The organism is Pseudomonas sp. 14P_5.3_Bac1 (assembly GCF_025466135.1).
Classification (GTDB): domain Bacteria; phylum Pseudomonadota; class Gammaproteobacteria; order Pseudomonadales; family Pseudomonadaceae; genus Aquipseudomonas.
Genome location: NZ_JANLOF010000031.1, coordinates 1 through 14,107, shown reverse-complemented (window position 1 = coordinate 14,107; position 14,107 = coordinate 1). Strand labels below are relative to the sequence as shown.

General features: G+C 60.9%; 16 protein-coding genes, 1 pseudogene and 1 riboswitch. Of the genes and pseudogenes, 9 read left to right on the top strand and 8 right to left on the bottom strand.

The features are described 5' to 3' along the window. Window positions 1–66: 66 nt before the first annotated feature. Window positions 67–699, bottom strand: coding sequence for a LysE family translocator (locus NTD89_RS07525; protein ID WP_145165138.1), 633 nt, complete (start codon window positions 697–699; stop codon window positions 67–69). A gap of 84 nt (window positions 700–783) precedes the next feature. On the opposite strand from NTD89_RS07525, the gene NTD89_RS07520 reads away from it, so the two are divergent. The 3 genes from NTD89_RS07520 (at window position 784) to NTD89_RS07510 (ending at window position 3,623) form a co-directional block, all read left to right on the top strand. Then, window positions 784–1,749, top strand: a complete 966-nt coding sequence (locus NTD89_RS07520) for a 2-hydroxyacid dehydrogenase (protein WP_262206929.1) — start codon at window positions 784–786, stop codon at window positions 1,747–1,749. Between the two features lie 30 nt (window positions 1,750–1,779). Beyond that, a complete protein-coding gene (locus NTD89_RS07515; RefSeq protein WP_262206927.1) occupies window positions 1,780–2,778 on the top strand; it encodes a class I SAM-dependent methyltransferase in 999 nt (332 codons plus the stop codon). A 51-nt stretch (window positions 2,779–2,829) separates the two neighbouring features. Continuing rightward, a riboswitch (yybP-ykoY riboswitch) is annotated at window positions 2,830–2,949 on the top strand. Between the two features lie 89 nt (window positions 2,950–3,038). Then, on the top strand, window positions 3,039–3,623 hold the full coding sequence (locus NTD89_RS07510; RefSeq protein ID WP_016974259.1) for a TMEM165/GDT1 family protein: 585 nt from the start codon (window positions 3,039–3,041) through the stop codon (window positions 3,621–3,623). A gap of 122 nt (window positions 3,624–3,745) precedes the next feature. Here NTD89_RS07510 and NTD89_RS07505 read toward each other — a convergent pair whose 3' ends face one another. Next, a complete protein-coding gene (locus tag NTD89_RS07505; protein WP_145165144.1) occupies window positions 3,746–4,564 on the bottom strand; it encodes a M48 family metallopeptidase in 819 nt (272 codons plus the stop codon). A 228-nt stretch (window positions 4,565–4,792) separates the two neighbouring features. On the opposite strand from NTD89_RS07505, the pseudogene NTD89_RS29495 reads away from it, so the two are divergent. Then, a pseudogene (locus NTD89_RS29495) lies at window positions 4,793–6,073 on the top strand (HAMP domain-containing protein); the annotation flags it as partial. Window positions 6,074–6,088: 15 nt separating this feature from the next. After that, a complete protein-coding gene (locus tag NTD89_RS29490; protein ID WP_370004727.1) occupies window positions 6,089–6,931 on the top strand; it encodes a methyl-accepting chemotaxis protein in 843 nt (280 codons plus the stop codon). A 117-nt stretch (window positions 6,932–7,048) separates the two neighbouring features. Here NTD89_RS29490 and NTD89_RS07495 read toward each other — a convergent pair whose 3' ends face one another. The 3 genes from NTD89_RS07495 to NTD89_RS07485 are packed head-to-tail and all read right to left on the bottom strand — an operon-like array spanning window position 7,049 to window position 8,160. Further along, the gene (locus NTD89_RS07495) at window positions 7,049–7,669 is read right to left on the bottom strand and encodes an SOS response-associated peptidase (RefSeq protein WP_262206924.1); all 621 of its coding nucleotides are present in this window, start codon (window positions 7,667–7,669) and stop codon (window positions 7,049–7,051) included. A gap of 36 nt (window positions 7,670–7,705) precedes the next feature. Continuing rightward, window positions 7,706–7,966, bottom strand: a complete 261-nt coding sequence (locus NTD89_RS07490) for a putative signal transducing protein (RefSeq protein ID WP_106578701.1) — start codon at window positions 7,964–7,966, stop codon at window positions 7,706–7,708. A gap of 11 nt (window positions 7,967–7,977) precedes the next feature. Continuing rightward, on the bottom strand, window positions 7,978–8,160 hold the full coding sequence (locus tag NTD89_RS07485) for a CPXCG motif-containing cysteine-rich protein (protein WP_145165150.1): 183 nt from the start codon (window positions 8,158–8,160) through the stop codon (window positions 7,978–7,980). A gap of 131 nt (window positions 8,161–8,291) precedes the next feature. Here NTD89_RS07485 and NTD89_RS07480 point away from each other — a divergent pair, with 131 nt between their 5' ends. Further along, on the top strand, window positions 8,292–9,455 hold the full coding sequence (locus NTD89_RS07480) for a 1-acyl-sn-glycerol-3-phosphate acyltransferase (RefSeq protein ID WP_178119739.1): 1,164 nt from the start codon (window positions 8,292–8,294) through the stop codon (window positions 9,453–9,455). A 121-nt stretch (window positions 9,456–9,576) separates the two neighbouring features. Here the strand turns inward: NTD89_RS07480 and NTD89_RS07475 are convergent, their stop codons facing one another. Further along, window positions 9,577–9,834, bottom strand: coding sequence for a hypothetical protein (locus tag NTD89_RS07475; RefSeq protein ID WP_145165154.1), 258 nt, complete (start codon window positions 9,832–9,834; stop codon window positions 9,577–9,579). 183 nt (window positions 9,835–10,017) lie between these two features. Here NTD89_RS07475 and NTD89_RS07470 point away from each other — a divergent pair, with 183 nt between their 5' ends. Then, entirely contained in the window at window positions 10,018–10,227 is a 210-nt protein-coding gene (locus NTD89_RS07470; RefSeq protein ID WP_106578697.1) for a hypothetical protein, read from the top strand. Between the two features lie 57 nt (window positions 10,228–10,284). Here the strand turns inward: NTD89_RS07470 and NTD89_RS07465 are convergent, their stop codons facing one another. Further along, window positions 10,285–10,869, bottom strand: coding sequence for a YajG family lipoprotein (locus NTD89_RS07465; protein WP_064450736.1), 585 nt, complete (start codon window positions 10,867–10,869; stop codon window positions 10,285–10,287). Window positions 10,870–11,051: 182 nt separating this feature from the next. Here NTD89_RS07465 and NTD89_RS07460 point away from each other — a divergent pair, with 182 nt between their 5' ends. Next, window positions 11,052–11,285, top strand: coding sequence for a hypothetical protein (locus tag NTD89_RS07460; RefSeq protein ID WP_145165156.1), 234 nt, complete (start codon window positions 11,052–11,054; stop codon window positions 11,283–11,285). A gap of 724 nt (window positions 11,286–12,009) precedes the next feature. Beyond that, the gene (mqo, locus tag NTD89_RS07455; protein WP_106578695.1) at window positions 12,010–13,518 is read left to right on the top strand and encodes a malate dehydrogenase (quinone); all 1,509 of its coding nucleotides are present in this window, start codon (window positions 12,010–12,012) and stop codon (window positions 13,516–13,518) included. A gap of 69 nt (window positions 13,519–13,587) precedes the next feature. Here the strand turns inward: mqo and NTD89_RS07450 are convergent, their stop codons facing one another. Next, window positions 13,588–13,875, bottom strand: a complete 288-nt coding sequence (locus NTD89_RS07450) for a PA4642 family protein (RefSeq protein WP_262206921.1) — start codon at window positions 13,873–13,875, stop codon at window positions 13,588–13,590. Between the last annotated feature and the right edge of the window lie 232 nt (window positions 13,876–14,107).

Below are 14,107 nucleotides of genomic sequence, written 5' to 3'. Positions count from 1 at the left end.
GCCAGCCGCCGTTACCGCAGCAACGGATATATCCCCCCTCCCACAGCACAAACCAAACCCAACCCCTCACTTCATACTCGTAAACGCAAGCTTCACACCAATCGCAATCAAAACCGCCCCCATGGTCCGATCAAACCAATGCCCCATCCGCGCAAATCCCGCACGCACCCGCTGCTGACTGAACAACATAGCCACCAGGCAAAACCACAACGCCGTCGCCACCGCCAGGTACACACCGTATCCAGCCTGGATCGCCAGCGGCGTGTGCGGATTGATCACCACCGTAAACAGCGACAGAAAAAACAGCGTGGCCTTGGGGTTCAAACCATTGGTCACAAACCCCGCAGTAAACGCCGCACGCGGAGTGCGCTCACCCACTTCAGGCTGCAACTCACCCTCGGCAACCGGCTTGGCCGGCTGCGCGCGCAACGCTTTGAAACCGATGTACAGCAAGTACGCCGCCGCCGCCCACTTCAGCGCGTTAAACAGCACGATGGACTGCGACACGATCAAACCGATCCCCAGCAGCGAGTAGCCCACGTGCAGGAAAATCGCCGAGCCCACCCCCAGCGCGGTCCAGGTGCCGGCGCGACGGCCATGGGTCACACTCTCGCGCACCACCACGGCGAAATCCGGGCCGGGGCTGGCCACCGCCAACAAGTGAATCAGGGCTACGGTCAAAAACTCGGCGGCGTACATGCTCACTCCATTAAGTATCTGATTATTTCATCTGATAGGCTCGGCAGATTACGCCTTCGAACCCTGTCGCAAAAGGTACAGTTGATGACGAACAATCGCCGCGCCGTCTTCCTTGATCACCCGTCCCTGGACCTTGGGGACCTGGACCTCAGCGAATTGCGCAACAGCTTCAGCGACCTGCAACTTTACGCGCACACCACGCCGCAGAATGTGGTCGAACGCCTGCAAGGCGCTCAAGTGGTCATCAGCAACAAGATCGCGCTGAATACCGAAACGCTGCAAGCCTGCCCCGAACTCAAGCTGATCCTGGTCTCGGCCACCGGCACCAACAACGTCGACCTCGCCGCCGCCCGCGCCCATGGCATCACGGTGAGCAACTGCCAGGGCTACGGTACGCCGTCGGTGGCGCAGCACACGATCATGCTGTTGCTGAATCTGGCGACACGCCTGAACGACTACCAACGCGACGTCAGCGCGGGCAAATGGCAACAAGCCAAGCAGTTCTGCCTGCTGGACTACCCGATTGTCGAGCTGGAGGGCAAAACCCTCGGCCTGCTCGGCCATGGCGAACTGGGCAGCGCCGTCGCGCGCCTGGCCGAAGCCTTCGGCATGCGCGTGGTGCTCGGCGCAATTCCGGGCCGCCCTGCCCGCGCTGACCGCGTGCCCCTGGATGAACTGCTCGCGCAAGTCGACGCGCTGACCCTGCACTGCCCGCTCAATGAACACACCCGCGACTTTATCGGCGCCCGCGAACTGGCACGGCTCAAGCCCGGCGCGTTTATCGTCAACACCGCGCGCGGTGGCTTGATCAACGAACAAGCCCTGGCAGACGCGTTGCGCAGCGGCCATCTGGGCGGTGCGGCCACCGATGTGCTGAGCGTGGAGCCACCGGTCAATGGCAACCCGCTGCTGGCCGGCGATATTCCTCGCTTGATCGTGACACCCCACAACGCCTGGGGCAGTCGCGAAGCGCGGCAGCGCATCGTTGGCCAACTGGCGGAAAACGCTCGCAGCTTTTTCAACGGCACCCCGCTGCGCGTCGTCAGTTGATAAACTGCGCCCCTTTTCAAGGAGCAGACCATGGATCCGCGCAGTGAAGTACTGCTTCGTCAGGCCGAACTTTTTCAAGGCAACCTGCTGCTGGTAGGTTTGCCCGCCGACGATTTGCTCGGCCGCCTGCCCAATGCCCACGGCTGGAGCTGGCATGCCGGCGACCAGGCGGCGCTTGATGCACGCTTCCCCGAGCGCAGCCATTTCGGCGTGAACGCGCCCGAGCGCGATTTTGATGCGGCGGTGATTTTCCTGCCCAAGTCCAAGGACCTCACCGACTACCTGCTCAACGCCGTGGCCGCACGCCTGCCCGGCGCCGAGCTGTTTCTGGTCGGCGAGAAAAAAGGCGGTATCGAAAGCGCCGCCAAGCAGATGACTCCGTTCGGCAAGCCCCGCAAGCTCGACAACGCGCGGCACTGCCAGCTGTGGCAGGTCACCGTGGCCAATGCGCCGCAAGCAGTCGAACTGGAAAGCCTGGCGCAGGTGTTTGACGTGCCACTGGCCGAAGGGCCGCTCAAGGTTGTGAGCCTGCCGGGCGTGTTCAGCCACGGTCGCCTGGATCGCGGCACCGAGCTGTTGCTTGCACACCTGGACAAGCTGCCCAGCGGGCACTTGCTCGACTTTGGCTGCGGCGCGGGCGTGCTGGGCGCTGCGGTCAAGCGTCGCTACCCGCACAACACGGTGACAATGCTTGACGTGGATGCGTTCGCCGCCGCCAGCAGCCGCCTGACCTTGGCGGCCAATGGCCTGGAAGCCGAGGTGTTGACCGGTGACGGCATCGACGCCGCGCCGATGGGTTTAAACGCGATTTTGAGCAACCCGCCGTTCCATGTCGGCGTGCACACCGACTATTTCGCCACGGAAAACTTGCTGCGAAAAGCGGCGAAACACCTGGCAAAAGGCGGCGAACTGCGCTTGGTGGCCAACAGTTTCCTCAAGTACCAACCGCTGATCGAAGAGCACTTGGGCGTGTGTGCAATCAAGGCCGAAGGCAATGGTTTTCGCATTTATCGTGCCAAACGCGGCTGATGGCTTTTTGAAAAAGAAGGCTTGCCGAATGGGTTTTGCCTAGGCAGAATCCGCTCCGTCCTAGGGGAGTAGTCTCCCACGAGCGCCATGCTCGTCCGGCATACGTCAACATACTTGGTCAGCAGACCATGGCGTATGCGACCCAGGAGTCCGCACAGACGGACCGGGGTTTGACAAGACCTATGACACGCACACCTTACCCGGGGCGGGAAGGCTGTACGTGTCATAGCCGTGTCGACCCGCCCCTGGAAACTTACCTGATGCTGGATTCATTACTCGTTCCTACCGCAATCGTTGCCCTGGCCGAAATCGGCGACAAGACGCAACTGCTCGCGCTCATCCTTGCTGCTCGCTTCCGCAAGCCCTGGCCCATCATCGCCGGCATCGTCGCCGCGACCCTGGCCAACCATGCGGCCGCCGGTGCCGTGGGGGCCTGGTTCGGCAGCTTCTTCTCGGATGCGGTGCTGCACTGGATCCTCGCCGCGAGCTTCTGCGCCACGGCGCTGTGGACCCTGGTGCCGGACAAACTTGACGACGACGAAGCCAGTACCACGCGCAAATTCGGGCCGTTCCTGACCACGCTGATTGCGTTCTTCCTCGCCGAAATCGGTGACAAGACGCAGATCGCCACGGTGATGCTGGCCGCGCAATACCCTGAGCTGTGGCTGGTGATTATTGGCACCACCCTGGGCATGCTGATTGCCAACGTGCCGGTGGTTCTGGCGGGGAATTTTGCGGCGGAGAAACTGCCGTTGACCTTGATTCGTCGACTGGCGGCCACGGCGTTCTTCGTTCTGGCGGTGGTGGCGGTGTACAAGGCCATGCAAAGCAGCGGCTGGATCTAGGCCTGTAAACCCCAATCCAATGTGGGAGCTGGCTTGCCTGCGATAGCATCAACTCGGTATTTCTGAATGACCGAGCCGCCTGCATCGCAGGCAAGCCAGCTCCCACATGGGTCCGCGTTAACTCAGGATTTTTTGGCCTGCTGGTAAAGCGGCATTACTTTCGGAATCGCCGCCTGCAACGAAGCGATTCGGCTGTCGGAGGCCGGGTGTGTGCTCATGAACTCCGGCGGCGCACCTTCCGAAGCCTTGGCCATCTTGTTCCACAACGTGATGGCCGCGTTCGGGTTGTAGCCGGCCCGGGCCGAGAGCTCCAGGCCGATCAGGTCGGCTTCGTTTTCATTGGCGCGGCTGTTGGGCAGCGTCATGCCGTAGTTGGCCACCGTATCGGCCAGCGCCAGGCTGTCCTGGCCCAGGCCGAACAAGGCACCGGCGCCCTGCTTGGCCATCTCGATGCCGTAGGCCTTGGACATGGCTTCACGGCCGTGTTCGCGCAAGGCGTGAGCGATTTCATGGCCCATCACCGCGGCCAGTTCGTCATCAGTGAGCTTGAGGTTGTCGATCAACGCGCTGTACACGAAGATCTTGCCGCCAGGCCCGCAGTTGGCGTTCATCTCATCGCTTTTGATCAGGTTCACTTCCCACTTCCACTGCGCCGCATCCGGGCGAAAGGTCGGCGCCTGGGCGATCAGTCGATTGGCAATGGCCTGCACGCGCTTGGCGTTGGCACTGGTCTTGTCGAGCATGCCTTTGCCACTCGCCTCACCCAGCGTCTGCTGGTAGGACTGGGCATACATCTGGTCGACTTCCTGACTCGACAACATGCTGAACATGTACTGCTTGCGCTCTACCCCGACGGCGCCGCCGCTGGTGGTGTTTACCGACTGGCAACCCGCCAGCAGCATCGCCGCAACCAAACCACTTACCGCCAATGACTTCTTCATGAACACGCTCCCTGAAAACATGGCGCGTATCCTAGGCGCTCATGTGTATCGGCGCCAGATACAACAGACGTGTAACCGCTAACTTTCAGATACATCCCACATGCCCACAGCGGCGGCCACCAGTCCATTTGCGACATTCGGCACTATTTCGCCCGCCAAGCCTTAAGCCTCCCGAGCCCGTGGCCGATACACAGAGGCAGCCCACCTGCCCTTGCGCCCGGAGCGTTCATGAAATTCAAGTCGATTCAGTTTTCTGTCGCAGCACTGACCGGCGCCATTGTGCTGAGTGTGGTCGCTGTCCTGGTGCTCTACGCGGTGTTCGCCGGCGCGCGCACCCAGGAACTGGTGCAGCAACGCACCCAGGCGCAGTTCGAGCAGGTCATCGAGCAACGGCTCACCGCCCTGGCGCAAACCCAGGCCACGTTGATCCAGCGTGAATTGGAAGCGCCATTGGTGACCGCCAAAGGCCTGGCCACAGCCAACGCCCTGCTCGGCATGAAAGACGCCAAGGGCGAACCGGCCCTGCAAGTGGGCCGCGAACAACTGATCAACCTGCTGCACGAAACCGTGGTGCGCAACCCGAAAATCCTCGGCGCCTATATCGGCTGGGAGCCCAATGCGATCGACCACAATGACGCCGCCTACGTGAACACGCCGATCGTCGGCATGGCCGCCGACGGGCGCTTCCTGCCGTGGTGGTACCGCAACGCCGATGGCAGCCTGGGCCTGGATAAACTCGCCGACGTCAACGACCAGAACATCCTCGCCACTGGCGTGCGCGCCAGTGAGTACTACCTGTGCTCCAAAGAAAGCAAGAAGCCCTGCGCCATCGACCCTGCACCTTACAAGGTCGGCAATGCGATGGTGATGCTGGCCTCGTTTATCGAACCGATCATGATCGACGGCACCTTCCAGGGCATCGTCGGCGCCGACCTGTCGGTGAACTTCATCCAGGACATGCTCACCCGCGCCGACCAGAACCTCTACAACGGCGCTGGCGAAATGGCGCTGATTTCCAACAATGGTCGCCTGGTGGCCTACACCAAGGACGCGAGCAAGCTGGGCGAAAAAGCCGCTGACTTGCTCGACAGCAACGAGCTGGCCAATCTCGGCCAGTTGAAAGTCGGCGAAGTGCGCTACGACATCGACAAGGAACACGGGCACATCGAGCTGTTCCTGCCCTTCAACATCGGCCAGGCCGAAGCACGCTGGACGTTGATGCTGCAATTGCCACTGAGCGCGGTGATGGCCGATTCGCAAAAACTGCAAAGCGACCTGCAAGCCCAGCGCAAGACCGACACCTTCGGCATGGCCATGGTGGGCCTGTTGATTGCCGGCATCGGCTTGCTGGTGATCTGGCTGGTGGGCCACGGCATCGCCCGCCCACTCAAGCAAATGGTGGCCATGCTCAATGACATCGCACAGGGCGAAGGCGACCTGACGCGCCGCCTGACCAGTGACCGCGCCGACGAACTGGGCGCGATTGCCACTGGCTTCAATACCTTCCTGATCAAGTTGCAGGGCATGATCACCCAGGTGGTGAGTTCGGTGCAGAAGGTCAGCGATTCGTCGGAGCACACCGCCGACATCGCCATTCGCACCAACCAGGGCGTGCACAAACAGATGGTCGAGATCGACCAGGTCGCCACCGCGGTGCATGAGATGACGGCCACCGCCCAGGACGTGGCGCGCAACGCCACCCAGGCCGCGCAAGCCGCCAGCCACGCTGACCAGGCCGCAAGCCAGGGCATGCTCATCGTGCGCGACACCTCAACGTCTATCGGCGCATTGGCGCAGGAAATCGGTAAAGCGGTGGGCGTGGTGCAAACCCTGGCCAAGGACAGCGAGAACATCAACGCGATCCTCACAGCGATTCGCGGGATTGCCGAGCAGACCAACCTGCTGGCGCTCAACGCCGCCATCGAGGCAGCGCGGGCCGGCGAGCAAGGCCGTGGTTTCGCGGTGGTGGCCGATGAAGTGCGCAACCTGGCGCAGAAGACGCAGAAGGCCACCGAAGAAATCCAGACCATGATCCAGCAGTTGCAACAAGGCACGCGCGATGTGGTCAAGGTGATGGAAGACAGCCAGAACCGCACCGATGAAAGCGTGCAGCATGCGGCGAAAGCGGCCGAAGCGCTGGAGACGATTACTCAGGCGGTGTCGGTGATCAACGACATGAACACCCAGATCGCCAGCGCCGCCGAGGAGCAGAGCGCGGTGGCCGAGGACATCAATCGCAATGTGATCAATATCGGCCAGGTGGCCAATGAAGTGGCGGGCGGCGCGGATGAATCGAGCGCAGCCAGTGCGGAGTTGACCAAGCTGGCGGAGCAGCAGCGGCGCTTGATCAATCAGTTCAAGGTTTAGGGATTTGTGGCGGGTTTGGGGCCGCCATCGCAGGCAAGCCAGCTCCCACATTTGGATGGGTGAATACCGTCAAATGTGGGAGCTGGCTTGCCTGCGAAGGGGCCAGTGGCTCCAACCTCAGCCAGGGGTCAGGCACTCCGGCCCATTCAGTTTTGGGTCATTGACCATATTGGCCAACACCCGCTCGCGCAACGCAGCCGGCTCACTGGCCAGCAAACCCTGCAACACAGGCAACGGCGTTTGTGGATCCAGCCACGCTTCCTGCCCCGCCGCATCCAGGATCAATGGCCTCCGCTGACTCTGCGCCGCCTGGGTCACCACCGCGGTGCTCAGCCACACCTGCTCCTGCACCGGATACGCTTCCCAGATCGCCGCAAAAAACAGGGTCGAGCCCTCGCCCGGCGTCAGCCAGTACGGGCGCTTGCGCTGGGTGCCGCGCCACTCGTAAAACCCGTTGGCGGGCAGCAGGCAGCGGCGCTGGCGGAAGGCTTCACGGAACATCGGTTGTTCGGCCAGGGTTTCGGCGCGGGCGTGGGCGGGGGTGCGGGAAAGGTCAGTCAGCCAGGGCGGCGTCAGACCCCAGCGCGCACGCGCCAGGGTGCGCTGGCCTTCGCTCAAGCGCTGAATCAGCACCGAATCATTCGGGGAGATGTTCCACTGCGCCTGCTGGTCGGCCGGGAAGCCCGGCAAGGCAGCAAACGTAGGGTTCCAGCGAAACAGGGCATAACGTCCACACATGGGGCAACACGACTCTTGGGTAAACCGACCGACAGCCTAACAGACCAATACGTCGGGAAAGCTGTCGGGTTCGTCGCCAGGCAGCGGTTGCGCGCCGATGTAGGCCGTGATCAGCTCACGGGCGTAAACGGCCTGGTCGTTGTCTACCTCCAGGCCCAGCAGGCCGAAAATCGGCAATTCGCCGGTACCACCGAGTAAATGGCGCCCCACCAGGTGCGCCTCGATGCCCTCGCTGGCGAGCATTTGTTGCAGCAACTCGCCTTCCATCAGGTTTTCCGGTTCATAGATTCGCTGCATGGGCGTACCTGTTACTCGTTTTCGCTGCGGACCGTGAGCATCCATTCGTCACCGTGCACCTGCAGATCAAAGATTATCGGCCGGCAACACACCGGGCAGTCTTCAATGTATGACTGATCGCCGCCGGAAAGGTCCAGCACGGCCTCAGCCGGCTCACCACAATAAGGACAATCGTACGACTCGGTTTCCAGCATCGCGGTCTCCCAGGTGACTTGTGCGTATAATCGCCGGTCTATTTACAGGGCTATTCACGGCAGAGCCAATATTGCGGCCGCACCCTGATATTTCCTTTACTTACACTAGCCGTTTCTAACAAGAGAGCATGATGGGCGAATTCGATACCATCCGACCTTACAACGACAGCGAAGTCCCGGCAGTGCTGGCGCGTCTGTTCAGTGACAAGGCCTTTCTGGACATCCTGACCCACTTCCGCTTCCCGCGCTTTGCCGGCGCCCTGGGCTGGCTGCTCAAGCCGATGATCGCCCGCAAGTTGCGCCGCGAGTTCGCCGGTGTCACCACCGTGGCCACGCTGCAGGACAAAGTCGAATATTACGTCGACCACACCATTGACCGCGCAACCGACGGCGTTACCTATACCGGCGTCGAGCAGCTCAAGTCAGGCACCGCCTACCTGTTTCTGGCCAACCACCGCGACATCGTGATGGACCCCGCCTTCGTCAACTACGCCGTGTACCACGCCGGCCTGCCGACGCCGCGCATTGCCATTGGCGACAACCTGCTGCAAAAGCCGTTTGTCAGCGACCTGATGCGCCTGAACAAGAGCTTCATCGTGCACCGCTCGATCACCGGGCGAAAGGAAAAAATGGCGGCGTATAACCTGCTGTCGGCCTACATCAACCATTCGATCCGCAACGACTGTCAGTCGATCTGGATCGCCCAGGCCGAAGGCCGGGCCAAGGATGGCGATGATCGCACCGAATCGGCGATCCTCAAGATGTTTCACGTCAGCCGCAAGGATGAGCCGTTTGCCGAGGTGATCCAGTCGCTGAACCTGACGCCGGTGTCGATCAGCTACGAATACGACCCCTGCGACACGGCCAAGGCCCGTGAACTGTATATCCGCGCCACCACCGGCACCTACAGCAAGGCGCCGGGCGAGGATGATGTGAGCATCGCTCTGGGCATCACCGGCTACAAGGGCCGTGTGCATGTGAATTTTGCGCCGCCGATCACCGAGCGTTTCGAGGACACCAAGCTGCTGGCGGTGGAAATGGACCGGCAGATTCTCGGCGGCTATCGCCTGTTCCCGGTGCATTACCTGGCGTACGCGCAGTGGAGCGACGCCGACCCGCAATTGCAGGTACCGACGGCGGCCGAGGTGTTCCCGGCCGATGAGCTGGCCAAGGCGCAAGCGGAGTGGGAGCGGCGCTTGAGTGAGTGCCCGGCCGAGCATCGCCCGTACCTGGTGGTGCAGTACGCGACGCCGGTGAGGAATCAATATCGGGTTAAAGCCGGGATTCCACTGTAAACACCGAAGCAAAATGTGGGAGCCGGCTTGCTCGCGAAAGTGGTGGCTCAGTCAAGGATGTATCGACTCAGACCCTGCATTCGCGGGCAAGCCCGCTCCCACATTTGTTTTGTGGTGTTTTTTAGAGGTGAGTACTGAGCCAGGACGTGGCCAGCGCCAGCCCAAGGCAGGCAAACCCGACGCGGTAAGCCAGACGATGCGCCCGTTCGGTGCGCACATCCAGAAACAACATCGGCTGGTCAATCGCGCGATCTTCGCTTTGCGCGGTCAGATCGGCCAGTGCGCGCTGCTCGCGCAAACGGGTAATGAACAGCAGCGCTGCGCCTGGGCAGGCCACCAGTAGAGCCACAACATTGATCAGCAGTGCAGGCAGCGCCATCGCAAACCTCAGTCGTACAGTGTGCTGGTATCAACTCAGATACAAACCTGAGTGATATCGGCCTCCTGCCGCTGAAACGTTCCGTCCCCCAAGTACGATTAATGTATCCATTAATTTACAGCGTCACCTGAACGTCACCTTAACAAGCCACTCTGTTGCCCTTCGAACACCCGGGAGCTTGTCATGCTGCATGCGCAAAACCAGGATCGGCTGTATTTGATCGCCCCAAACGATGAGCAAGAGGCGCTGGTTGGCGCACTGGCCTTCAATGTCCAGGATCGCCACTGGCTGGTGTATTGCGCGCTGGGCGGGCACCAGCACGCCGACCTGCCGGAGCTGGACCTGCTCACCGGTGTGAGTGTGCTGGACTTTTATGTCGAAACCGCGGCATGAAAGCGACAGGCGTAAAAAAACCGGGCTCATCGCTGAGCCCGGTTTTTTTATGCAGGGTTACTGCGCGCTGAGCAGTTGGCCGATGCTTGGGTCTTTGAACAGGCGAGTCAGGGCGTCGCTGAGGACGTCGCTGACCAGCTTGGTGTTGGTCTCCTGGTTGGGCGACATGCCGAAACGCTGATTCAGCGATGCGCCGTAGCGGCCACTGTAGCGACGGGTGCCAGCACTGACGTCGGACTTGAACGTCGCGCCAATGGAAGCTTCAGTCACGTACAAGCCTTCTTTGGGCGATTGGTATTTCAGTTCGGCCAGGGTGATGGTCAGCTGAGGCGCGCCCGGCGAGTTGGCAGGTGTGAAGCCCAACAGGCGCACGGCGGCTTCGGCCTGGGCCTGCAGCTTGGGCAGCACGTCTTGACCGGTGACCGAGATAAGCGCGGTCTCAGGGTACAGCCCGCCACGCGAACCCAGCGTCGGCGACGGACGACCGTCCACCACACGCACCGATACCGGCTGGCCGTGACCGACAGGCGCCAGCTGCGCGGTGACTTTAGGTTGCGGGCTGAGTTGTTGCGGGCTGTTGGCGCAGCCAACCAGGGTCAAACTGGTCACAGTGATCAAACCGAACAACAGGCGTTGCAACATACTCATTTCTCCAGGACTAGATGCAAACAGGGCGCCAGTATAACGGTGCATGCGCGCCACTCACCAGCCATCCTGAACGGCAGCTGAAGGCATGCTCAAATTACAATTTCGCATAAATCCGTCATTCCAATGTCATGCCACACTGGCAACCTTCAAGCATGTAACGCAACAGGTACAAAGCCATGCGCCTTCTCAAGTCATTGTTCATGCAACACGCCCGTCATCGCCACTATGCGCTGCTTGATGCGCACGGCCATTGCCTGGCGTTCAAGCAGTGCAGCCTGCCGCCTGTCGGCGAAGGTTGGGTGGAAGTGTCGGAGACTCACCTGGGCTGGATGCACCGCCCGCTGCCGGCAAGCGCGCGGGTCAGCCCGAAGGTTACGCACGCACAACCGCGGCATGCGTTGGCCTCCTGACCAAGACACGAATAAAAGTCATAAAACACGCCCATTTCCCCGGCGTTCTTCGCTACAATCTCCCCCCGATTATAAGGACGTCTCCTGATCGGGCCTCGCAGCATCGTTAATGCCTCGGTATTAACCCAACAATCGCCCACAGAGAGCCGCCCACACAGATCGAGTGAAGCTGGCGCGCTTGCTGTTTTCTTTGCAACCCACCCGCCTTACCGAATCTGCCAGAGCTGCCATTGCGCTCGGCCACTTGAGTTGTTTGCCCGTTTTGCCGCGTGTCGGCAGAGGTTTGCGGGCCAGGTGCCAGGCTGGGGCAGCCCTTTTTTGAGGTTCACGTCTTCAAAAGAGCGTGAAAAAACGGGTTTTCACAACTTCACAAGAGTGTGGCGAGCAAATGAATAGTTTGGCGTTTGTACAAGCACCATCAGCGTCTGGAACAGCCCAACCACACAGGACCGAGCACTCCTCAAACACCGGAGCTTGAGCCTGTCCGCTACGGATTGGTTGCACAAATCGCACGCTTTGACCATAAGTCGAATTGCCACAGGCGCCTATGAATGCGTTCATAGGCAGATTAGCCCGGCAGGAAGCGTGTGCTGAAGTTGCAAAGAATTGCGAATCGGACATGGCGATCCTGGCCATGGGTAACCTGGGGCAACACGTGAACCGCCCCGTCACTCCTGGCAGCCATGCCGTCAATTTGGTGCTGCAGATTTTGGAGACGCGTTAAATGGCGCATAACGAAGCAGTCGACGTAGTACTGGTAGGGGCCGGCATCATGAGTGCCACCCTGGCCGTACTACTCAAAGAGCTCGACCCCGGCCTCAAGCTGGAAGTCGTTGAGCTGATGGATTCGGGTGCCGCGGAAAGTTCCAACCCGTGGAACAACGCCGGTACCGGTCACGCCGGGCTGTGTGAGCTGAACTACACGCCGCAGGCCGCCGATGGCTCCATCGACATCAAGAAAGCCGTGCACATCAACACCCAGTTCGAGGTGTCGAAGCAGTTCTGGGCGTACCTGACCAAAAAAGGCACCTTTGGCTCGTCCAAATCCTTTATCAGCCCGGTGCCGCACCTGAGCTTCGTGCAGGGCGACAAAGGCGTGTCCTTCCTCAAAAAGCGCTTTGAAACCCTCAGCCAGCACCACGCGTTTTCGGACATGCACTACACCGAAGACCGCAGCGAGATGGCCGAGTGGATGCCGCTGATGATGCCGGGCCGCCCGCTCGACGAAAAAATCGCTGCCACCCGCGTGATGAATGGCACCGACGTCAACTTCGGCGCCCTGACCAATCAATTGCTGTCGCACCTGACCAGCGCACCGGATGCGCAGGTCAAGTACTGCAAGCGCGTCACTGGCCTCAAGCGCAACGGCGCGGGCTGGACCGTGAGCATCAAGGACGTCAACAGCGGCAACAGCCGTGAAGTCGACGCCAAGTTCGTGTTTCTCGGCGCCGGTGGCGCGGCCCTGCCGCTGCTGCAAGCCTCGGGCATCGAGGAAAGCAAAGGCTTCGGCGGCTTCCCGGTCAGCGGCCAGTGGCTGCGTTGCGACAACCCGGAGGTGGTCAAGCACCACCAGGCCAAGGTCTACAGCCAGGCCGCCGTGGGTTCGCCGCCAATGTCCGTGCCGCACCTGGACACCCGTGTGGTCGATGGCAAGAAATCCCTGCTGTTCGGGCCCTACGCCGGTTTTACCACCAAGTTCCTCAAGCACGGCTCGTTCCTGGACCTGCCAATGTCGATTCGCGCCGGCAACATCGGCCCGATGCTGGCCGTGGCTCGCGACAACATGGACCTGACCAAGTACCTGGTCAGCGAAGTGCGCCAATCCATGGAGCAACGCCTGGAATCCCTGCGCCGCTTCTACCCTGAGGCGAAAGCCGAAGACTGGCGCCTGGAAGTCGCCGGCCAGCGGGTGCAGATCATCAAGAAAGACCCGAAAAAAGGCGGGGTGCTGCAATTTGGCACCGAGCTGGTTGCGGCCAAAGACGGCTCGTTGGCCGCCCTGCTGGGCGCGTCTCCAGGTGCTTCGGTGACCGTGTCGATCATGCTGGAACTGATCGAGCGCTGCTTCCCGCAAAAGGCTGCGGGCGAGTGGGCGGCCAAACTGCACGAGATCTTCCCGGCGCGCGAAAAAGTCCTGGAGACCGATGCCGAGCTGTATCGCAAGATCAATACGCAGAACAACATCAGCCTGGAACTGGTTGAGCAAAGCAACGAAGCCGAAAGCTACGCATAAGGCATTGACGCAATAAAAAACGCCCCGCTCTCGGCATGAGAACGGGGCGTTTTTTTAGGTCTCGGGCACTCAGCTGCGAGCGGTGTTGATCAGCTCGATGTACTCATCGGCGTTGCGCTGATCCTTGATCAGGTCAACGAAGGTCTGGCCATGCTCGTCCTTGCCATCCAGATCCAGGCCCGCTTCCTTGAAAAAGCCCAGGAACCGCGCGAAGTCGTCGATACGCAAGCCACGGTAGGCTTTGATCAGTTTGTGCAGGGACGGTGAAGTCGCGTCAACCGGCTCGAAGTCCAGGAACAACTTGATCTGGTCGTCGCCAATCTCGTCACCAATCACCTGTTTCTTATCTTTACGCATTACCGACTCCAGCCTGCAGACATTTACACGGGAAACGCAGTTTACCTGCGGCACACACGCTTCGGAAGCGACCAAGAACCTATGTGGGAGCTGGCTTGCCTGCGATGGCGGTGCATCAGTGACAGTTGGGCCCACTGACCCGCCACCATCGCAGCATAAAAGGCCGCCACATCCCCTGTGGTGGGGGGGGGTGGCCCGCGCCCCCCCAAAACACCCCCGCCCCCGAGATTGT